This window comes from Actinocorallia sp. A-T 12471 (assembly GCF_033875155.1).
Lineage (GTDB): Bacteria > Actinomycetota > Actinomycetes > Streptosporangiales > Streptosporangiaceae > Actinocorallia.
On the sequence record NZ_JAWZTE010000012.1, the window covers coordinates 85,473 to 105,563 of the forward strand.

22 protein-coding genes are annotated in these 20,091 nt (G+C 69.6%); 15 read left to right on the forward strand and 7 right to left on the reverse strand.

The features are described 5' to 3' along the window. Positions 1-43: 43 nt before the first annotated feature. Entirely contained in the window at positions 44-694 is a 651-nt protein-coding gene (locus R9X44_RS27825; protein WP_319817267.1) for a lytic transglycosylase domain-containing protein, read from the forward strand. 17 nt (positions 695-711) lie between these two features. On the opposite strand, the gene R9X44_RS27830 is transcribed toward R9X44_RS27825, so the two are convergent. Further along, positions 712-2,091 carry an ABC1 kinase family protein gene (locus R9X44_RS27830; protein WP_319817268.1) on the reverse strand — a complete coding sequence of 460 codons (1,380 nt, stop codon included), beginning with the start codon at positions 2,089-2,091 and terminating at the stop codon, positions 712-714. 101 nt (positions 2,092-2,192) lie between these two features. On the opposite strand from R9X44_RS27830, the gene R9X44_RS27835 reads away from it, so the two are divergent. Together R9X44_RS27835 and R9X44_RS27840 are read left to right on the forward strand one after the other, a co-directional pair. Further along, positions 2,193-3,578 carry an AarF/UbiB family protein gene (locus tag R9X44_RS27835; RefSeq protein WP_319817269.1) on the forward strand — a complete coding sequence of 462 codons (1,386 nt, stop codon included), beginning with the start codon at positions 2,193-2,195 and terminating at the stop codon, positions 3,576-3,578. Between the two features lie 19 nt (positions 3,579-3,597). Next, positions 3,598-3,990 (forward strand): hypothetical protein, encoded by a 393-nt coding sequence (locus tag R9X44_RS27840; protein WP_319817270.1) that lies wholly within the window; start codon positions 3,598-3,600, stop codon positions 3,988-3,990. A 4-nt stretch (positions 3,991-3,994) separates the two neighbouring features. Here the strand turns inward: R9X44_RS27840 and R9X44_RS27845 are convergent, their stop codons facing one another. After that, positions 3,995-4,585, reverse strand: coding sequence for a TetR/AcrR family transcriptional regulator (locus R9X44_RS27845; protein ID WP_319817271.1), 591 nt, complete (start codon positions 4,583-4,585; stop codon positions 3,995-3,997). A gap of 67 nt (positions 4,586-4,652) precedes the next feature. Between R9X44_RS27845 and R9X44_RS27850 the strand changes: the two genes are divergently transcribed. Together R9X44_RS27850 and R9X44_RS27855 are read left to right on the forward strand one after the other, a co-directional pair. After that, complete coding sequence (locus R9X44_RS27850; RefSeq protein WP_319817272.1) at positions 4,653-5,654, forward strand: carboxymuconolactone decarboxylase family protein; 1,002 nt, start codon at positions 4,653-4,655, stop codon at positions 5,652-5,654. Beyond that, positions 5,651-5,980 carry a hypothetical protein gene (locus R9X44_RS27855; RefSeq protein WP_319817273.1) on the forward strand — a complete coding sequence of 110 codons (330 nt, stop codon included), beginning with the start codon at positions 5,651-5,653 and terminating at the stop codon, positions 5,978-5,980. The genes R9X44_RS27850 and R9X44_RS27855 overlap by 4 nt, the downstream gene beginning before the upstream one ends. Here the strand turns inward: R9X44_RS27855 and R9X44_RS27860 are convergent. Continuing rightward, positions 5,977-6,474, reverse strand: a complete 498-nt coding sequence (locus R9X44_RS27860; protein ID WP_319817274.1) for an ATP-binding protein — start codon at positions 6,472-6,474, stop codon at positions 5,977-5,979. The genes R9X44_RS27855 and R9X44_RS27860 overlap by 4 nt on opposite strands. A gap of 271 nt (positions 6,475-6,745) precedes the next feature. Here R9X44_RS27860 and R9X44_RS27865 point away from each other — a divergent pair, with 271 nt between their 5' ends. From R9X44_RS27865 to R9X44_RS27875, 3 genes are all read left to right on the forward strand, one after another. Next, entirely contained in the window at positions 6,746-8,179 is a 1,434-nt protein-coding gene (locus tag R9X44_RS27865) for a hypothetical protein (RefSeq protein WP_319817275.1), read from the forward strand. 9 nt (positions 8,180-8,188) lie between these two features. Beyond that, complete coding sequence (locus R9X44_RS27870) at positions 8,189-8,746, forward strand: GNAT family protein (RefSeq protein ID WP_319817276.1); 558 nt, start codon at positions 8,189-8,191, stop codon at positions 8,744-8,746. A gap of 61 nt (positions 8,747-8,807) precedes the next feature. Next, complete coding sequence (locus tag R9X44_RS27875; RefSeq protein WP_319817277.1) at positions 8,808-9,302, forward strand: putative quinol monooxygenase; 495 nt, start codon at positions 8,808-8,810, stop codon at positions 9,300-9,302. On the opposite strand, the gene R9X44_RS27880 is transcribed toward R9X44_RS27875, so the two are convergent. After that, complete coding sequence (locus R9X44_RS27880; RefSeq protein ID WP_319817278.1) at positions 9,299-9,946, reverse strand: TetR/AcrR family transcriptional regulator; 648 nt, start codon at positions 9,944-9,946, stop codon at positions 9,299-9,301. The two genes, R9X44_RS27875 and R9X44_RS27880, sit on opposite strands and share 4 nt — an antisense overlap. Before the next feature lie 75 nt (positions 9,947-10,021). On the opposite strand from R9X44_RS27880, the gene R9X44_RS27885 reads away from it, so the two are divergent. From R9X44_RS27885 to R9X44_RS27895, 3 genes are all read left to right on the forward strand, one after another. After that, positions 10,022-10,609 carry a helix-turn-helix domain-containing protein gene (locus R9X44_RS27885; protein ID WP_319817279.1) on the forward strand — a complete coding sequence of 196 codons (588 nt, stop codon included), beginning with the start codon at positions 10,022-10,024 and terminating at the stop codon, positions 10,607-10,609. A gap of 168 nt (positions 10,610-10,777) precedes the next feature. Beyond that, entirely contained in the window at positions 10,778-11,278 is a 501-nt protein-coding gene (locus R9X44_RS27890; protein WP_319817280.1) for a helix-turn-helix domain-containing protein, read from the forward strand. A 14-nt stretch (positions 11,279-11,292) separates the two neighbouring features. Then, the gene (locus tag R9X44_RS27895; RefSeq protein WP_319817281.1) at positions 11,293-11,892 is read left to right on the forward strand and encodes a PIN domain-containing protein; all 600 of its coding nucleotides are present in this window, start codon (positions 11,293-11,295) and stop codon (positions 11,890-11,892) included. A gap of 48 nt (positions 11,893-11,940) precedes the next feature. Here R9X44_RS27895 and R9X44_RS27900 read toward each other — a convergent pair whose 3' ends face one another. Then, positions 11,941-12,612, reverse strand: a complete 672-nt coding sequence (locus R9X44_RS27900) for a dienelactone hydrolase family protein (protein WP_319817282.1) — start codon at positions 12,610-12,612, stop codon at positions 11,941-11,943. 64 nt (positions 12,613-12,676) lie between these two features. Further along, positions 12,677-14,110 carry an NAD(P)/FAD-dependent oxidoreductase gene (locus tag R9X44_RS27905; protein WP_319817283.1) on the reverse strand — a complete coding sequence of 478 codons (1,434 nt, stop codon included), beginning with the start codon at positions 14,108-14,110 and terminating at the stop codon, positions 12,677-12,679. Between the two features lie 76 nt (positions 14,111-14,186). On the opposite strand from R9X44_RS27905, the gene R9X44_RS27910 reads away from it, so the two are divergent. After that, the gene (locus tag R9X44_RS27910) at positions 14,187-14,864 is read left to right on the forward strand and encodes a TetR/AcrR family transcriptional regulator (protein ID WP_319817284.1); all 678 of its coding nucleotides are present in this window, start codon (positions 14,187-14,189) and stop codon (positions 14,862-14,864) included. Here R9X44_RS27910 and R9X44_RS27915 read toward each other — a convergent pair. Beyond that, complete coding sequence (locus tag R9X44_RS27915) at positions 14,851-15,468, reverse strand: 4'-phosphopantetheinyl transferase family protein (protein WP_319817285.1); 618 nt, start codon at positions 15,466-15,468, stop codon at positions 14,851-14,853. The two genes, R9X44_RS27910 and R9X44_RS27915, sit on opposite strands and share 14 nt — an antisense overlap. A gap of 81 nt (positions 15,469-15,549) precedes the next feature. On the opposite strand from R9X44_RS27915, the gene R9X44_RS27920 reads away from it, so the two are divergent. From R9X44_RS27920 to R9X44_RS27930, 3 genes are read left to right on the forward strand one after another with little or no spacing between them, the layout of a single operon-like run. Then, a complete protein-coding gene (locus R9X44_RS27920) occupies positions 15,550-17,430 on the forward strand; it encodes a serine/threonine protein kinase (RefSeq protein WP_319817286.1) in 1,881 nt (626 codons plus the stop codon). Then, complete coding sequence (locus R9X44_RS27925) at positions 17,427-18,860, forward strand: VCBS repeat-containing protein (RefSeq protein WP_319817287.1); 1,434 nt, start codon at positions 17,427-17,429, stop codon at positions 18,858-18,860. Before R9X44_RS27920 ends, R9X44_RS27925 begins: the two co-directional genes overlap by 4 nt. Before the next feature lie 41 nt (positions 18,861-18,901). Next, positions 18,902-20,068: a PQQ-dependent sugar dehydrogenase gene (locus R9X44_RS27930; RefSeq protein WP_319817288.1), complete on the forward strand. Its 1,167-nt coding sequence runs from the start codon at positions 18,902-18,904 to the stop codon at positions 20,066-20,068. Positions 20,069-20,091 lie beyond the last annotated feature (23 nt).

A 20,091-nucleotide genomic window follows, 5' to 3' on the forward strand; every position in this document is an offset into this window, starting at 1 on the left:
GGTGGGTTACGGGATGGGGTGGGAGGGGGCATTCTTGCTGTCCATGAGGCGATCCGTTGTGCGGCGGGTGGTGACGAGCAACGTCACCATCGGGGTGGTGGTGATGGGGCTGTTGGGGTGGGCGATGGTGGAGGTGGAGTTCGGGGAGGCGAAGCCGCCGCCGATCTCGGCGGACGGGGCGCTGTCGGCCAACGAGGCGTTGTTGCTGGTGCAGGCCAACGACATGGATCCGCTGGTGGCCGACGCCGTCGCCGCGGCGAAGAAGCGCGCGTACATCGCCGAGCAGAAGGCGAAGGAGGCGGCGCGTAAGAAGAAGGAGTGGTACCGCAAGAACAAGGCCAAGATCGACGCGAAGCTCGCGCAGGAGAAGCTTGCGGCGATGCCGAATCCGACGTCCGAGCAGAATCTCGCGGCGGGCGAGAAGCTGAACGCGGCAAAGGGCTGGGCGGGCTGCTGGGAGTCGCTGAAGATCCTGTGGACCAAGGAGTCCAACTGGAACGAGCGCGCCGACAACCCGTGGAGTGACGCCTACGGCATCCCGCAGGCGCTGCCCGGCTCGAAAATGGCCACGGCCGGGCCGAACTGGCAGTTCAACGCGGCGACCCAGATCGTCTGGGGCCTGTCCTACATCGGGGCGCGTTACGGCGACCCGTGCAAGGCGTGGGCGTTCTGGCAGCGCAACCACTGGTACTAACGCGAGGGAAGATCGCGTTAGTCGGCGACCCGCTCGGCCTCGGCGACCGCGTCGGGGAAGACGTTCCGCGCGATCGACTTGTCGGAGAACAGCACCCAGTCGGGCGCGAGGTTCTTGGAGTAGCGCTCGAAGTACAGCAGCTGCTTGCTGATCAGGACGAGCTCGCGCGGCGACTCGGCGTCGTACTGCTTGGCCATGTCCAGCAGCATCGTGATGGTCCTGCCGATGCTGATCCCGGCCATCCCCGACTTCAGCAGCGGCCCGAACACGAGCTGGAGCCGCATCGCGATCTCCGCGTCGGTGCCGGTGCCCTCGGGGATGATCCCGAGGCTGCGGTAGTGCGGGACCATCCTGCCGAAGTCGGCGTCGAACATGCCGGTGTAGAACATGTCGCGCATGAGCTCCTGCCACGGGCCGTGCAGCTCGCCCATGATGCCGAAGTCCAGGTAGCAGATCCTGCCGTCATCCAGCATCCAGAGGTTGCCGGCGTGGACGTCGCCGTGGAACACCCCGTGGACGAGCGCGGCCTCCACCCACGCCTTGACGCCCCTGCGCAGCAGGTCGGGGCCGTCGATCTCGGTGAGGCGGTCGGCGTCGATCGCGTCGAGGGGGGTGCCGTACATGCGCTGCATGCAGATGACGCGCGGGCCGCAGTAGTCCCAGTAGACCTCGGGCGCGGTGACGCCCTCGTTGTCACCGAAGGCGTGCAGCCGCTGAAGGAAGTCGTGCTGACGCTTGGCCTCAAGCGCGCTGTTCAGCTCCTGGAAGGTGACCCCGTGCAGGTCCTCGATCATCGCCGACGGCTTCGCCGCGCGCATCACCTTCGAGATCCGCTCGAGCCGCAGCGAGATGAAGTACGCGACCCGCAGATCCGTCGCCATCAGCGCGGCGATCCCCGGCCGCTGCACCTTGACGACGGCGTCGCGCCCGTCCGGCAGCCGGCACGCGTGGACCTGCCCGATCGACGCGGCCGACAGCGGCGCGTCCTCGAAGACCGTGAAGAGATCCTCCGGCCGCGCGCCGAGGTCCTCGGCGATGATCCTGCGGACCTGTGCGCCGCTGATCGGCGGGACCTCGTCAAGGCAGCGCAGCGCCGCGTCGGCGAGCGGCTGCGGGAACAGGCCGGGCGAGGACGCGACGACCTGGCCGAGCTTCACGTACGTCGGCCCGAGGGTCTCGAACGCGTCGACGACGCCGTGCGCGGCCGCGTCACGCCAGTCCTTCTCGCCGCGCCTTGCCGCCCAGCGCGCCAGACGACGCGTCGTATAGCCGACCAGGGCGAAGAAGACGACGACGAGGCGTACCGGGTCCTTCCAGGCGAGCTTCTCCAGTCGTGGCGAGACGATCTCCAGGTCCGCCGCGGTGGGGCCGTCGGCGTACGGGCCACGAAAGGTCATGCGGTGCCTCCGGGGGTGGGAAGTACCGCCCAAGCTAGCTCACTGCGACAAAAGCGTCGATATGTTGCAAGTCACTCGGAGCGTGAACTAGGGTCCGCCCCATGGACGCCGACATCCCGTCCGACGGACGGCTCCGCGACGCCGAACTGCAAGCCCGCGCCCGCGTCTGGGCCTCCCCCGGCGCGCCCTCGCTCGGCAGGCTCGCGCGGCACGCCGTGGCGCTCCCCGCCGGACAGGTCCGCTGGGCCCTCGGACGGCTCCCCAACACCGCCCTCGACGGCCTCTCCGGCGAAGGGGCCCTCGATCCCGCCGACGCCGTCAAGGCGCTGCGCGGCACAGTCCGGGAGGCGTCGGCCGGGTGGGTGCGCGACCAGCTCGCCGCCCTCGGCCCCTCGGGCGCGGAACTGGCCGGCCTCCTCCGCGACGCCGAGGGCCTCACCCCGCGCGGCCTCGCCGACCTCCTCAATGACGAACCCGTGCTGCCCGACCCCGTCCCGGCCCATGCGGTCCGCCGCGCGCTAGAGAAGCACTTGCCTGGGCAGGTCACGGAGTTCGACCCCGATCCCCTCGCCGTCACGCCGCTGCACCAGACCCACCGGGGCGTCGTGCGCGACGGGCGGGCCGTGGTCGTGCGCGTCCTGCGGCCGGGGGCGCGGGCGGGGATGCGGGACGACCTCCGGCTCGCCGCCAACCTCGTCGCGCCGCTGACGCTGCTGCCGCAGACCGCGTCAGTCCAGCCGATGGCGGTGCTGCGCTCGGCCGCGCGCCGGGCCGTCGAGCAGACCGACCTGCGGCACGACGCGCGCAACACCGCCGAGCTCAGCGCGCTTCTCGACGGACGGCTCAAGGGGCTGCGGCTCGCCGAACCCGTCCTTGAGTCGCGCGGGGTGATCGCGTACGCGCTGCCGGACGGCGCGGTGCCGCTCGCCGAGTCCGACGCCGATGTGCGCAAGGCGCTGCCCGCGCTGCTCACCCTCGTGGTCGAGGCCGCGCTCGCCGACGGCGTCTTCCACGCCGACCTGCGCCCCGAGCACCTGTTCGCGCTCCCCGACGGCACCCTCCTGCTCGCCGGATGCACCGCCGCGGGACGCCTCGAACCCGCCCTGCGCCGCGCCTTCCTCGACTACATCACCGCACTGTTCGGCGGCGACCCCGCGGGCCAGGTCGACGCGCTCGACCGGCTCGGCGCGATCCCGTCGAACGCCGACCGTGCCGCGTTGGAAGCCGATCTGCGGGCCGCGCCCGAGCTGTCGCCGCTGCGGCTGCTGCGCGGCGGCGGCGACGCGGTGCGCGTCCTGGGCGACCTCGCGTCACGGCACGGGCTGCGGGTTCCGTCCGGACTTCTCGGTTGGGCGCGCGCCCTCTTGACCTACCGTGCGCTGACTCGGCATCTTGTCCCGGATATGCCGATCATCCAGGCGCTGCTGCCGCTGGTGCCCCGCCTGGGCGACATCAACCGACGCCTCACCGAAGCCGAGTCCGGCTAGATCCCCCGGAGGAGATCCGATGGCCAAGCACGTCTTCCTTTCCGCAGCATGGCTCGACGCCGTCGAGGCGCTGCGGCCCGAATGGCCGGAACCGCCCGCCGAGCTCGCGGGCCTCCTCATCAACCTCATCGTCACCGGCGGGCCCGACGGGGACGTCGAGGTGCACACCAACTCCGGTGTCGTCGCGCGCGGGCTCGACCCGGCCGCCACCGCCACCGTCACGGTGCCTTACGAGGTGGCGGAGCGGCTTTATGTGAAGAACGACCCGTCGCTGGTGATGGCGTCGATCATGTCGGGTGAGCTGACGATCGAGGGGGACTCGGCGCAGGTCATGGCGCTGATCGGCGTCCAGGGTGAGCCGACCGCCGAGCAGGTGGCGTTCCAGCGCAAGATCCAGGACCTGACGGCCTGACGCGTCAGGGCCGCAGCGCCGGGACCAGCAGCTCAGCCAGGAACCTGCGCAGCGGCCCGCGCGGCTCGGCGACCACGACGGTGACCGCGATCCGGGTCAGCCACTCGGCGACCACCACCGGGTCGCGGTCGGCGATCGCACCGCGGCCGACGAGCAGGCCGACCAGGGGGGCCATCCGGTCGGTGATCTCGGTGAACAGGCGCGGGATCTCGCCGGCGAGCAGCGCGCCGACCATGTCGCGCTCGTCGGTGAGCATCTTGTGCAGGACGGGGTGGGCGAGGCTGTCCTCGATGACCGACGCGAGCAGTTCGACGACGGCTTCGGGACCCGTCAGCCCGGCGATCCTCGCGGGGAGTGCGGACAGGATGCGGTCGATTTCCCTGGAGACAAGGAGCAGCGCGGCCGATTGGACATTTCCGACTTGTCGGTACACGGTCGTGCGGTTGACGCCGAGTTCGCGGGCGATGTCCTGGACCGAGGTGCGGGCCACGCCGAACCGCGTGAAACAGCGCGCGGCCGCGTCGAGGTAGGGGTCGAGGTCGGGGCCCGGCGCGGGCGGCAGGGCGCGCTCCCGCTGCTGCTGTTCCGCCGTCACGCAACAATGCTACTGGTTTGTCGCAGAATCGAGCGTAGTACGGTGTAAGCGTCGGAGGGAGCCGTCCGTGGACGCCGTCGCCAGGTTCGCCGCGTCACCACGCTGGGAACACGCCGACCCGCCCACGATCTCGCCGGGCGGCCTCCGCGCCCTCGGCCTGCGGACATGGCTCGCGATCCGGCTGCTCGCCCCGCTGTTCGGCTCGGACGGCATCCGCCTCGCCGACCTCACCGGCCGGAACAAAGCGGTCTTCCACGCCTATCTGCCGTTCGGTCGCGCGGTGATCACGTCAGGCTTGGGGCGGGCGGTGACGGAACTCGTCACGCTGCGGACGGCGTGGAACTGCGGCGCTTGGTACGAGTTCTCCCACCACGTCCACCTTTCCCGCCTGGGCGGCCTTTCGATCGACACCGTCGAGCGCGTCACGGAGGGCCCGTCCGCGCCCGGCCTGCACCCGCACCAGCGCGCGCTATTGCAAGCCGTAGACGAACTCCACGCCACCCGGTCCGTCACCCCGGCGACCCTCACCGAGCTGCGCGCCTTCCTCTCCGAAACGAACGTCGCCGAACTCTGCCTCCTCGTAGGCCATTACGAAATGCTCGCGATGTTCCTCAAAACCGCGGGCGCGGTCCCCGAACCCGGCGCCTTCACCCGAGGCCCCCTGAGCTGGCTCCGCCGCCCCGACGATTCCGACAGACTCGCCCCCACGTCCCTCCCCGGGCTGAACCGCAAGGTGTTCAACCGCCTACAGATTCTCTACGCCCCCTTCGTCCCTCCCTTCGCCGTCGTCGTCCACCGAGGCCGCAAATCCGGCAGGACCTACCGCACCCCCGTATTGGCGTTCCGCACCGGCCCCCAGGTCGTCATCGCCCTCCCCTACGGCGACAAATCCGACTGGGTCCGCAACCTCCTCCACACTGACCGAGGCGGCATAGAACGCCTAGGCCGCCTCCACCGCATAACCAAGATCCACATAACCGACACCCCCACCGCAGCCGACCTCATCCCCAAGCCACTACGTCCGTTGCTGCGCCTGACCAAACTCCTCGTCGCGGAGGTCAAGCCATGACCGTCCCTCGCCGCATCCTCCGCCCCTGGCACAAGTTCGACGCCTCCCTCCGCCGCGCCCTCCCCACCGCGACCCTCGACCTGGCCCTACGCCGCACCACAGCCAACCTCACCTCCACCCCCTGGCAAGACCCCCCACCCAACGACCCAGCCGAAGCCCTCCTCCTAGAAGCCGTAGACGCCCTCTGCACCACCCGCATGATCCCCCCACTCCTCTGGACCGCCCTACTCCCCCACTACACCCCCACCCAACTAACCGCCCTCTGCCTGGCCGTAGGCGACCGAGCCACCACCACAATGCTCACCACCACCACCAACTTCCCCTAACCCCCACAAAAACACCCCCGCCCCACCCCAACATGCACAACCACCCGCTTCCCCCGCCCATCCGGCTCAGCCTCCACCCCCCACCGCGCAGCCAACACCCCCACCATCGCCAGCCCCCTCCCAGACTCCACCTCCCCCTCAGGCATCCTCACCTCACCTCCAGCCATCACCTCCCCCTCATCCCAAACCTCAAGCACCACACACCCTTCCCGCCGCTCCACCCGCACCTCAATCAACCCACCCGGCACCGCATTCACCGCATTCGTCACAACCTCCGAAACCACCAACCGCAACACCTCAACAACTTCCTCCCCCAGGTCCCACCGCTCCCCCGCCTCCGCGACGAGCCGCCGCGCCGTCCGAACCTCCTCGGGCCTGCCGACCACGCGGAAGCAGACCCGCGAGGCTTCCGCCAAGATGCTTGTTCCCGGCTCCACACCAACACCGTCCTGAGCCGATGCGCTGATCATCTTCTGCCGTTTCCTCTCTGACATCGCCCTCGCCGAAGCGCCACCGGTCGTTTAGTCAACCGTTCCGGAGACGCGCGGTCACCGTCTGTGCTGACATGTTTTGTATGCGTGCGCGCGTGGCGCTGATCAGGCAAGTCACGCGGTTCGAGGGTCGATCCATGCCGTTCCGGAGGGCGTTCACCGAAGAGCGCCGTTGCCGTGCGGAATCCCAGGAGTGAGTCTTGAGACACGGCGTACGGAAGGAGAGGGAATGGCTGCCTGGTCCAGGCGGGACATAAACCGTCTTCGCAGTCGCATGGCCGAGCAGGGCAGAGACATCGATGACACTGCCCAAGAGATCCGGTTCGTCACGCGCGGCTCAATGCTGGCCGCCTACCGAATGGCCGCTGGGCTTTCCCAGCCTGAGGTGGCCGAGCGGTTCGTGGAAGCGGCTCCGGGCTCCGTGATGGACCAACCGCACCTCTCCCGCCTGGAAGCGTTTCCGGGCGGTGGTACTCGGGCTCCGCTGGCGACTCAGATCATCACCCTCGCCGGTATCTACGGCACCGCACCTCTACGTCTCCTCACCGCAGAAGCCCTCGACGCCCTGGACCCTCGCGAACGCGCGGTGCTCCTGCGCTGTTCAGCGGCTTTCAACGGCAGCAGCGACGTCGTAGAGCGCCAAGAAGAGGCGACCCCGTTCCCTTCTCGTTTCACCGCGACCACAGGTTCCCCGGAAAGGCAGGTAGAGATGGCAGCCCGTAAGGCACTGCGCTTCGCCGTCATGGCGGAAGGCGCCAACGTCGGTCCCGAGACTCTGGAGCAGCTCCGCGAAGAAGTCAGCCGACTCTCCTTCGCCTATCCACAGCAGGCTCTCCCGACCCTGTTCGGCGATCTCGTCGAGCTTCAGGATGTCGCGTTCCGCATCCTGGAGCACCGCCAGCGCCCCCACGACGCCCTCGACCTCTATCTCCTGACCGGCGTCATTTGCGGCATGCTCGCCAAGGCGTCCCACGACCTCGGTGACCCCAAGTCCGCCATGACCCAGGCCCGCACTGCCTACATCTGCGCGGACAATGCCGGGCACGACGGCCTACGTGCGTGGACTCGGGGACTCCAGTCGCTCATCAGCTACTGGGCGGGTTGGCCCAGTGAGGCCGTCCGCTATGCGAAGCTCGGTGCGGAGCCCGCCGAACGCACCGGCGGCACCGCCTCCATCTGGCTTACCTCGCAGGAGGCTCGCGCCTGGGCGATCCTCGGCCACGGCGACAACGCCCAAGCAGCCATCGACCGCGCACGTGATGCTCGCGAGAACGTCCGAGGTGACGAACTCGACGCGCTCGGCGGCATCATGAGCTTCACCCATCCGCGTCAGCTCTATTACGTCGCCGACACCCGCATCTGGCTCCCCGGTGCCGAGCGCCAGGCCGCCGAAGCAGCCGTAGAAGCCATAAGCGCCTACGAGGCGGCTCCGCCAGACGACCGATCCTTCAGCGACGAAGCCGGTGCACGCACCGACCTGGCCCTCTCGCGAGCCGCATCCGGAGACCTCGACGGGGCGCTTGACGCTCTACAACCCGTCTTCGACCTCTCGCATGCTCAGCGCATAGGCGGCGTCATCAGCAGCATGCAACGTGTCCACGCTGCCCTCGGTGCGCCCAACTACCGAGACGTCCGAACCGCCAAGACAGCCCGCGCCGAGATCGAAGCCTTCACCCAGAACTCCGCCCGTACAGCCTTTCCCCGCTAGGCTCGGTTCATGTACCCGGTGGCGATCTACGGCGACAAGGTCGGTTTGCGGGAGTTTGTTGAGGGTGACGTCGAGGCTGTGTTGCAGGTGTACGGCGATCCCGTCGTGACCGAGCATTTGTCCTTCACTCCGCGCGACCGGGAGCAGGTCGCGAAGACCATCGCGACGGTTCGGGCGGCCGCCCTTCAGACACCGCGTACCGAGTACTCCCTGGCCATCGCGCGCAGCGACGACGGCGAATGCGTCGGGTTCGCCCGGCTCGCCGTAGACGGCACCCACCCCGGACAGTCGAGCGCGCAGCTCGGCTTCGCCCTCCGCCGCGACGCCTGGGGCCAGGGCTTCGGCACCGAGGCCGTCACCCACCTCATCGACCTCGGCTTCCGCGCCCTGGGCCTCTACCGCCTGTGGGGTGCGAGGTCCCCTGACAACACCGCGAGCGCCCGCCTCATGGCCAAGCTCGGCATGGTCGAAGAGGGCCGCATCCGGGCCCACGTCAACATCGCAGGCACCTGGCGGGACTCCGTGGTTCACTCGCTTCTCGAGCCCGAGTGGGCTCCTGCTTCCTAGAGACCGTGTGCGCTCCCAGACAGGGGATACTTGGGGCTGCTCGTCGGCTTTGGGAGGGTTTGTGGTTGGGATTGTTGTGCGGTTTGTTTGTCGGGATGAGGCGAGTGCCGAGGCGTTTGACGGGCTTGTCGCGGAGACGGTCGCGGAGATCGAGAAGCGGGAGGCTGGGACGTTGGTTTATGTGGCGCACCGGGTTGAGGGGGAGCCGTTGGCGCGGGTCTTCTATGAGCTTTATGCGGATCGGGCGGCGTTTGCGGTGCACGAGGAGCAGGGGCATACGCGGCGGTTCCTTGCCGAGCGGGAACAGTACCTCGCGTCGGTCGACGTCACGTGGGTGCAGGCCCAGGGAGGAAAGGTCGGGGGTGTGGGCGCCGGGTCCGGGGAGCGGTCGGGGCTTCGGACCGTGCTGTTGACGCTGGCTCCGTTGTGCGGGGTGCTGCTCGTCGCCTTTGGGTTGGGCAGGGAACGGGTGGAGGCCGCCGTTGTGGGCGGCGTTGGTGTGCTGGTGGTTCTTGGGTGCGCTTGGCTTGTCTTGAAGGGGCCGCGGCGGGGTTAGGTTTTGGGGTCGAAGATGGGGGTCAGGGTGGCCACGAAGGAGCGGATTATGGGGTACTGCTCCTCGGGGGGTTTGCCGCGGAGGTTGAGGATGGGGTCCAGGCCGTCGTAGTAGGGGGCCAGGGCCAGGTGGGGGAGGACGAGCATGAGGAGGGCCAGGGCGGCGTTCTCGTCCAGGTCGGGGCGGACGTCGCCGCGTTCGCGCCAGCGGGCCAGCAGCGGGGTGATGGAGGCCCGGTAGTGCTGGTTCGACGGTTCGCGGACGAGGGTGCGAACCGTGTTGTCGATCTCCAGGTGCATGGCGGCGGTGACGGCGCGTTCCAGGGGGTGGCTGGCGAAGTAGTCGGCCCACAGGCAGCAGACGTCGCCGAGCCAGTGCGTGAAGGACTGGTCGAAGTCGCTCGCGGCGATGCCCTCGACGATCTCGTCGCGAATCCGTCGCGCGGTCTCTTCCGCCACGTAGGTGAAGAACTCGAGTTTGTCGTCGAAGTACTGGAACAGGGAGCCCTTGGCGATGTCGGCCTCGCGGGCGATCGTGTTGAGGCTCCCGGTGGAGTACCCGTGCGCGCCGAACTCCCGCTGCGCGGCCTGGAGCACACGCTCGCGCTTGTCGGGATTCAGGCGGAACCACGTCGAAGTAGGCATCGGGGGTAATCCTAGTGGCCAGGTACGGGTACGCCCGGTCACCGTTTAGAGTCTGCGCATGAGCGAGAACCGGGCATGAGTGAGAACCGTGTGCGGACCGGCACCCAGTGGGCGCGCGCCGACGCGACCCGCAGGGCGCTCCTCGACGCCGCCCGCGAGGTCTTCGCGGCCCGCGGGTACGAGGCGGCGGGGATCGCGGAGATCGTCGAGCGGTCCGGCATCTCCGTCGGCAGCCTCTACCACCACTACGGCGGCAAGTCCGGCCTGTTCCTCGCGCTGTGGGAGGAGCACACCGCCGAGCAGGAGCGCAAGGCGACCCACGCGGTGAAGACGGCCCGCGCGGCCGGGGAGAAGGACTCGATCGCCCTGTTCATCAAGGGCACCGAGGCGTTCCTCGAGGTCTGCTGGACCGACCGGTACACCAGCCGCCTGTTCGTCGCGGGCGAGGGCCCCTCGGGCTTCGGCCTGATGCGCCGCTCACGCCTGCGTCAGTGGCTCGCCCAGAACACCCGCCTCCTGGCCGACCAGAACAAGATGCTCGCCCTCATCCTCACCACCGCCATCGGCGAGGCGGGCCGCGAGGTCTCCATAGCCGACTCCCCCGAAGAAGCCCGCACCCTCATCCACCAAACCACCCAAATCCTCCGCCGCCTCGCCGGTTGAACCCGACCCGGCCGCGCCACCGAACCGCAGAACTCTGCACCAGGTGTGTCTACCGTTTCCGCAATAGTCAGCTACGCGGTTGGCTACGTTGGACCCCTGACGCTTTTCGTTAGTTGCGTTTCGGGGTAGCTTCCCCGGCAGCGGATCAGTGAGGGCTGGGTGATGGCAGTGGGCGAGATACCGGCCTCGTCGGACGCTCGCACGTTCCTTCCCGACAACGACCCCAAGGAACAGGCCGAACTCGTGGACTTCGTCAGAGCGATGAAGTCCAGGGGCCGAACGATCGGCGACCAGACCGCCGTCCTCGTGGGGCCGGACCGGCAGTGCCTGACGCTTCCCACGCCGCTCTACGAGATCCTTCTCCAGGTGGCGGAGGCGCTCTCCCAGGGGTTCGCGGTGACCGTGGCGCCACAGCACATGACGCTGTCGACCTACCAGGCCGCGGAAATCCTCGGCGTATCCCGGCCCACCCTGGTCAAACTCCTCGAAAACGGAGAAATCCCCTACGACAAGGTCTCGGAACGCCCCGGAGCCCACCGGCGAGTCCTTCTCTCCGACGTCCTGGCATTTCAGGACAAACGCCGAGAAAAGCGGCGCAGACTCCTCCGAGAACTGACTGAAGAGGCAATCAAAGCGGGCTCGTATGACGAGCCCACGCACGAAGATTGACCTAACCTTGGCGTGTGCCCTTCTCAGCGCTCCTCGACGCCTGCGTCCTGTATCCCAGCGCCCTGCGTGACACGCTCCTGAGAATCGCGGAGGCCGGTGTCTACCAACCTCTTTGGAGCGCCAGAATCCTCTCCGAGGTGAACGGCGTCCTGGCACGAAAGGGGCATCGGGCCGATTACGTCGTCGACTGCATTCGCGAGGCGTTCCCCGAAGCGATGGTGGAGGGGTGGGAGCACCTTGAGGAGTCGATGACGAACGATCCCAAAGACCGGCACGTTCTGGCCGCGGCCCTACGCGGGCATGCCGACGTGATCGTCACGACGAACCTGAAAGATTTTCCGCGTTCCGCGCTGGAGGGATTCGACGTTGACGTCCAGCATCCGGATGTCTTTCTCTGTTATGAACTTGAGTTCGCGCCGGAGGTGATTTTTCAGGTCCTTCGGGACCAGGCGGGAGATACGGGGAGCAACGGGTATCCTGCCCTGTCCGTGGGGGACGTTCTGTGTCGGCTTGAGCGTTGCGGTGTGCATGTGTTCGTGCATCAGGTGCGGCGCTGGCTGCTCGACGACGATCGGTTGGCGCGTCCGGAGTCCGGCTTGTCCGGCGACAGTTGACGGCTGATCAGCTGCTACCAATTGCTGGGTCAGCGGCTGAGCGACCCGTCAGGAGGGCTGGTTGAGGTGGGTTTCTAGGAAGGTGAGGATTCGGGTCCAGGCGTCGGTGGCGGCGGTGGGGACGTGGTGCATGCCGGTGACGCGGATGAGGGATTTGTAGGGTTGGCCGTGGGATTGGAGGAAGCCGTGGGGGGCGTCGTAGATCTTGATGTCGTGGGGGGTTGAGGTGGATTCGAGGGATTGCTTGTAGCGGGTTACGTCGGAGATGGGGACGATTTTGTCTTTTGAGCCGAAGCTGCCTACGACGGGGCAGGGGGCGGTTAGGACGGCGGGTAGGTCTTTGGGGATGAGGCCGTAGTTGACGGCGGCGGCGTCGAAGAGGCCCTGGCCGCCGGCGATCAAAGCGAACTGGCCGCCCAGGCAGAAGCCCGCGACGGCGACGCGGCCTGTGCAGTCGGAGCGGTGGGCGAGGACGTCGCGGGCGGCGACGATGCGGTCGAAGACGGGGCCCGTGCCCTTGAGTGCACCCTGGAAGACCTGTTTGACGCAGCGGGGATTGCCGCCCGCGTAGAGGGCGGGGGCGTAGGCGAGGTAGCCGTTCTCGGCGAGGTGGGCGCACTGACGGGCGACGTCGCCGGTCATGCCGAACGCGTCGTGCAGGACGACGACGCCGGGAAAGGGACCCTTCCCCGAAGGTACTGAAAGGTGGCCTTTGTCCATCGTTCCTCCTTGACGGGAAGGGCACGCGCCGCGGCCGGGCGCGGTTCGGCCGCGGCGCGGGAGATCACCGGAGAATGTAGTCCTCGCGGCGTGCCTTGCGGGAGTTCGCCCAGAACTCGAAGGTGAAGCCCGGCCAGATCGTGCGGTTGACGCCGTCCTGGTCGAGGTACCAGGAGTCGCAGCCGCCCTCGTTCCAGACGGCCCGGCGCAGCCGCTTGTGCAGCTTGTCGTTGTAGGCGCGCAGGGCCTCCGGCTTCGGTTCGACGGTGGTCGCGCCGGTGTCCGACAGCAGCTTGAGCAGGCTGAGGATGTGCTTGACCTGCACCTCGATCATGAAGACGACGGAGTTGTGGCCGAGCCCGGTGTTGGGGCCGAGCAGGATGAAGAAGTTCGGGAAGCCCGGGACGGTGGTGCCGTGGTGGGCCTCGACGCCGTTCTCCCACGCCTGCTGGATCTTCTGCCCGTTCCGTCCGGTGATGGTCCAGTGCTCCATCGCGTCGACGACCTTGAACCCGGTGCCGAAGATGATCGCGTCGACCTCGATCTCGCGCCCGTCCTTGGTGACGACGGAGTTGGCGCGGACCTCGGCGATCCCGTCGGTGACGAGGTCGACGTCGTCGCGGGCCATGGCCGGGTAGTAGTCGTTGGACAGCAGCACCCGCTTGCACCCGATGGTGTAGTCGGGGGTGAGCTTGCGGCGCAGTTCGGGGTCCTTCACCTGACGCTTGAGGTGGCTCGTGGCCATCCACTTCATCGGCCCGGACAGCCGCGGGTCGACCGCGAATCCGATGGCCCGCGCCTCGAGCGTCCAGTAGACGATGTCGCGGACAGCGCGCGGCACGCCCGGCAGGCGGAACGCGGCGGGGAGCTTGATGTTCGGCTTGGCCTGGATCCACGCGGGCGTCCGCTGGAAGACCGTCGTGTGCGCGGCCTTCTTGGCGATCTGCGGGACGAACTGGATCGCCGACGCCCCCGTCCCGATGACCGCGACGCGCTTGCCGGCCAGGTCGTAGGAGTGGTCCCACTCGGCGGAGTGGAACGCCTTGCCCTCGAAGGTCTCGAGGCCGGGGATCTCGGGGAAGCTCGGGACGTGCAGCGCGCCGACGCCGGACACGACGGCGCGGGGCCGCAGCACCTGCCCGTCGGCGAGGGTGACGTTCCAGCGCTTCGCCGCGTCGTCGTACTCGATGGCCTCGACGTGCGAGTCGAAGCGGATGTGCTTCTTGACGTCGTACTTCTCCGCGCAGTGGGCGAGGTAGCGCTGGATCTCCGGCTGCGGGGCGAAGAACTCGCTCCAGTTCTTGTTCAGCTCGAACGAGAAGGAGTACATGGGGGACGGGACGTCGCAGGCACAGCCCGGGTAGGTGTTCTCCCACCAGGTGCCGCCGAGGTCCGACGCCTTCTCCAGGATGACGAAGTCGTGGTGGCCCGCCTCCTTGAGCTTGATGCCCATGCCGAGGCCGGCGAAGCCCGCGCCGATGATCACGATCTGGCCCATCGAACCTGCCCTTATTAGTCGAACCGTCTACTACTGGGGGTAAGTTACCTCGGGTAAGTTACTGATGGTAGGGTACATGAGCGTGACACAGACCACAGCCCCCGAGGGCGCCCCGCCGCCGAAGCGCAAGCGGATGTCGCGCGCGAACCGGGAGCGGCAGATGCTCGCCGTCGCCGAGGAGGTCTTCGCCGAGCGCGGCTTCCGCGCGGCGTCGATGGAGGAGATCGCCGAGCGCTGCGGCGTCTCCAAGCCCATGCTGTACGAGTACTTCGGCTCGAAGGACGGCCTGCTGCTGGCCTGTCTTTCCCGGGCGCGGGCCGAACTGCACGAGGTCACCGCGGCCGCGATGGCCGAGGGCGTCGATCCCCTCGACACGCTGCACCGCGGGCTCGTCGCGTACTACGCCTTCACCGACAGCCACGGCGACTCGTTCCGGATTCTGCAGCACGAGGCGGTCGGCCTGCCGCACGCCGCGGTCGAGGCGGTCGAGGCGACGCGTCGCCAGCAGCACGCGCTGATCGCGCCGATCATGGCGCAGTGGGCCCCGCACCTGCCGGAGATCGCGATCGAGGCGTACACGGAGATCATCATCGGCGCGTGCGAGCGGATCTCGCTGTGGTTCACGACCCGTCCGGACGTGACGCCCGAGCTTGCCGCGCACTACACGCTGGAGTTCTGCTGGCTCGGCCTGCAGGGCCTCTACGACCGCGAGGACGGCCCCCCGAAGGGCTGGGAACCCGTCACGGAAGGATGAACGCCAGCGCGCCCGCGTAGCCGGGCGCGGGGTCAAGATCCCGCAGGACGGTCCGGCCGGGAAGGTCGGGCCTGCCCCGCCACGCCAGCAGCGCGGGCGGTTCCGTCGCGCCGGTGACGGTCACGTCGGTCATCGGCACCTTCAGGCCGTCGCCCGTGGCCTTCAAAAGCGCCTCCTTGCGCGTCCAATAGACGTGCAGGTCGCCTTCCGGCTCGCCCGCGAGGACGGCGTCGGCGATGTCGTCAAGCGACCGCCTCCGCTCCTCGACGTCGAGCCCGACGGGCACCGCAGCGACCGCGAGCCCGACGAGCCCGCCCGAGTGACTGACCGAAAGATGCCAATCCGGATATGTCGGACGACCGTGCGGCGCGCCGCATCCCGGGCATGTCCGGTCGAGGATGATGTCGCCGGGTTCGCGCCCGGTGCGTTCCGCGAGCTCTGTCTTGGCGAGCACGACGCCGAGCGTGAAGCGTCTCTTGTCGTCTTCGCGCAGGTAGCGGGCGCGCCGTTCGCGTTCGACGGCGTCGAGGAGGGTCAGATCGTCGGCTTCCGGGTCGGACGCGCGACGCCACAGGACGCGGCTGGCGAACTCTGGGTGCGGCACGGCCATCAAATTACGTCATCTACCGGTTATCCGGCATGACCGGGCCGGTTATCCGGAGTTACTAGGTTGGAGCCCGTGGCCATGGATCAGCCTTTGCCCGGCGGCGCGAAGCCGCTCGGGCCGCAGGACCCCCGCACGATCGGGGCGCACACGGTGCTCGGCAAGCTCGGCCAGGGCGGCATGGGCGCGGTCTACCTCGGCAGGGGCCCGCGCGGCACCGTCGCCATCAAGGTCATCCGCGACGAGCTCGGCGCCGACCCCGGGTTCCGGCAGCGGTTCGCCCAGGAGGTCGCCGCGGGCCAGCGCGTCGCGTCGTTCTGCACGGCGGCGATGCTCGACCACGGGGTCGACGACGTCGGCCACCCCTACCTGGTGACCGAGTTCATCGAGGGGCCGACGCTGCACGACCACGTGCTGCGGCACGGCGCGCTCACCGAGGGCACCCTCCAGGGGTTCGCCGTCGGGGTCGCCGCGGCGCTCACCGCGATTCACGGCGCGGGGCTCGTGCACCGCGACCTGAAGCCGTCGAACGTGATCCTTTCGGTGTCGGGGCCGCGGGTCATCGACTTCGGGATCGCCCGCGCGCTGGACGCGACCACCGGCGTCACCCGGACCGGGCAGCTGATCGGGACGCCCGGCTGGATCGCGCCCGAGCAGCTGCTCGCCGACCAGGCGACGACGGCGGTCGACGTCTACACGTGGGGGTGTCTCGTCGCGTTCGCCGCGCAGGCGCGGCACCCGTTCGGCGGCGGCGCGCCCATCGCGATGGCGTCGCGGGTGCTGCACGGCGAACCCGACCTCGCGGGCGTGCCCGAGCCGCTGCTCGGCCACGTGCGCGCCGCGATGGCCAAGGACCCGTCGGCCCGCCCGACCGCACAGCAGCTGATGCTGGCCCTGGTCGGCGGCAACGCGGCCCAGAGCGTCGACGCGGCAGCGACGGCCCTCGTCGAGGAGAGCGTCCACGGCGGCTGGGCCCCCGCCCCGGCCCAGCCGGGGAACCCTGCGACGCCGCAGCCCTTCCCCGGCTCGGGCGGGACCCCGCAGCCCTTCCCTGCCGAGGCCGCGAACCCGCAGCCCTACCCGGGTCAATCCGGGACGCCGCAGCCCTTCCCCGGCTCGGGCGGCACGCCGCAGCCCTTCCCCGGCTCGGGCGGCACGCCGCAGCCCTTCCCGGGCTCGGGTGGGACGCCGCAGGGGTTTCAGCAGCCGTCTGCCGATCCGGTGACTCCCCCGCCGTTCCCGGGTGCTGGGCAGGCGTTCGCGGCGGCGCACGGGGTGCCCGCCACGCAGCAGCCGTTCCCCGGTGCGCCGACCGCGCCAGGTGGGCACGGGGCGCACGACTTTCCCGGGTACGGGCACGCGCCGCCGCCGAGTCCGCCGCCGGGGCCGACCGCGCCGGGCCTGCGCCGCGCGTTCGAGGGGCACCGCCGCAAGTGGACGGCGACGGGCGGCGGCGTGCTCGCCGTCGCGGTCGCCGGGGCGGCGCTGCTGTACGGGCTGAGCCAGCGCGACGACGACAGCGGCGACTCCGCCGCGGGCAACCAGATGGAACGCGACGGGTACGTCGCGCTCCCCCTCAGCGACGACACCGGCGTCGGCCAGACCCGCCAGGACGGCGGCCTCGAACTGAGCGTCGGCACCCCGCGCTGCGGCGGCAAGGAGTTCGAGGGCCTGAAGCCGGAGAAGGGCGAGTTCTGCCTCATCCAGCTCACCGTCTACAACCCGGCCCTGACGGGCAGGCCGGTGCGCGTCCCGCGCGTGCGCCAGGTCGCCGTCGACAAGGACGGCACCGAGATCCGCAACCGTGAGTTCGCCGGCGGGTTCATCAACAGCAACCCCGGTCTGCCGCCGGGCGGCAGGATCTCCGGGATGCTCCTGTTCGACGTCCCGGTCGCCACCGAACTGAAGTCGATCAAGGTTTACGGCTCGAACGACTCGCAGGGCGTGGAGGTGGTCGTGTGAAGCGCGTGATCGGGGCCGCGGCGGGGGCCGCGCTCGTCGCGGCGGCGTTCCTGCTGCCGACCACCGCCGCCCGTGCCGCCGACTGCTCGAGCGCGGTCCTCAGCGACTTCGACGGCGACGGCAACGCCGACTACGTCGTCGGCGACCCGGGCGCGGGCGTCGGCTACGAGGCGGGCGCGGGCCACGTCACGGTCATCTACGGCGACGGCGCGCTCGGCGTCGCCGAGCGCGACTCCCTGACCGCCGACAGCCCGCAGGCGGGCGCGGGCTTCGGCCACGCGGTCGCGACCGCCGACCTCGACGGCGACGGCTGCACCGACCTCGTCGTCGGCGCGCCCTGGGCCGACGGCGGCGTCGGCAACGCCGAGATCTTCCTCGGCTCCCCCGACGGCCTCACCCGCGAACGCGTCCTGAAGCCCGAAGGGACGTCGCGCACGTTCGGCTTCTCGGTCGCGGCCCGCGCCGGGCACGGCGACCACACGGCGACCGTCGCGATCGGCGCGCCGCACGAGACGGTCAAGGAGCTGGAGTCGGCGGGCGCGGTGCACCTGTTCTTCGCCAACGGCGACGACGCCCCCGGGTACCGGCACGTCACGCAGGACGACAAGCAGGCCGAGGGCGTCGCGGAGGCGGGCGACCTGTTCGGGTACGCGGTCGCGCTCGGCGCGATCATGGGCGACAAGGACGCGCCCGACCTCATCGTCAGCGAGCCCGGCGAGGACGTCGACGGCCAGGCCGTGGACGCCGGGTCGTTCAGCGTCGTGGAGGACGTCACCGCGCAGGGCACCGCCAAGGGCCAGCACTGGCACTACGGCAACCTGGGCATCGGCGACCCGAGCGAGGGCGGCAGGATCGGCTGGAGCCTCGCCTACGCCGAGGACGGCGACACCGTGTACGTCGCGGCGGGGGTGCCGGGGCAGACGGTCGGGGGCAAGGCGCGCGTCGGGGTCGTCGCGGTGCTGAGCTCCACGGGCAACGGGCTTGAGCCGCTCGAAGCCGCCGCGCAGAGCACGAGCGCGGTCCCCTACGCCGAAGCCGAGGACCAGTACGGCTGGTCGGTGGCGCTCGCGGGAGGCGAGACGACGGACGGCCACGGCCCTGTCCTTGCCGTGGGCGTCCCCTACGACGAGTCCGAGGACTCCGTGCCCGACCACGGCTGGGTCCACCTCGTCCCGCTGTCCGACCGTGCGTCGTCGTTGCTGGTCGACGCGCTCAACGTCCAGTCCGAGATGCCCGGCGACCCCGGCCCCTACGACATGTTCGGGCGCGCGGTCGGCTTCACCAAGGGCGCGGTGCTGATCGGCGTCCCCGACGACCAGGAGAAGCCCGGCGGGTCGGTCATGGTCAAGCCGTTCGACGGCGGCGAGTCGGCCTTCCTGCTGCCCGATTCCGACTGCGACGAGGCCGACTTCGGGGCCGCCTTCGCGTGAGGGGGGTGGCGGCCCGCCGTGACGGGAGGGACGATGGGGACATGCGTGTACGGATCTGGTTCTCCTCCGCCCTGACGTGCCTGTTCGCCGCCGGGTGCGCGGCCGACACCTCCCCCACGGACGCCGCGCCCTCCCCGTCGCCGTCGGCGTCGGCCCCCGCTTCGCAGGCCCCGCAGCGGCTGGGCAAGGTGAAGCTGGTTGACGTGGCCGAAGCCGCCCAGCCCGTCGGGATGGCGGTGCGGGAGGGCGACGACGCCCTCTACGTGATCGAGCAGGAGGGCCGGGTCGTCAAGGTCACCGACGGGAAGGCCGAGCCGGTGCTCGACCTCGTCTCCCTGACGGGTTCCGGCGGCGAACGCGGCCTGCTCGGCATCGCGTTCTCCCCGGACGGAAAACGCCTTTACCTGTACCACACGGCCAAGGACGGCAAGATCGTCCTCGCCGAGTACCCCGTGGGCGCGGACGGCGCGATCGACGCGTCCGCGCGCCGGGTCGTCCTCCAGCAGCCGCACCCGCGCACCAACCACAACGGCGGCCAGCTCGCCTTCGGCCCCGACGGCCACCTCTACCTGGGCCTCGGCGACGGCGGCGGCGGTGGCGACCCGGACCGCACCGGCCAGGATCTTGGCACCTGGCTCGGCAAGATCCTGCGGATCGACCCTACGGCGTCGGGCGGCAAGCCGTACTCGGTGCCGGAGGACAACCCCTTCGTCGGGAAGCGCAAGGCGAAGCCGGAGATCTGGGCGTACGGGCTGCGCAACCCGTGGCGGTTCTCCTTCGACGCCGAGACCGGCGATCTGTGGATCGGCGACGTCGGGCAGGACAAATGGGAAGAGGTGAATTTCCAGCCGGGCGATTCGAAGGGCGGCGAGAACTACGGCTGGAGCGCGCGTGAGGGTTCGCACGCGTTCCACTCCGAGGAGCCCGTCGGCGTCGAACCCGTCCATGAGTACGCGTTGCGTGAGAACGGCCAGTGTTCGGTGATCGGCGGCCATGTGTACCGGGGTTCGGCGATCCCCGGGCTCACGGGCAGGTATGTGTTCGCCGATTTCTGCGCGGGCTGGGTCAAGGCGTTCACCCGTGACGGGGGCGACCCCGTGACGCTGTTGTCGAATGTGAACAGCGTTTCGGCTTTCGGGGTCGACGTGTCCGGTGAGCTGTACGTTCTCAGTCTCAACGGCACGGTGCAGCGGCTGGCTCCGGCCTGACGGCCTGGTCCGCGCGAGCCCGG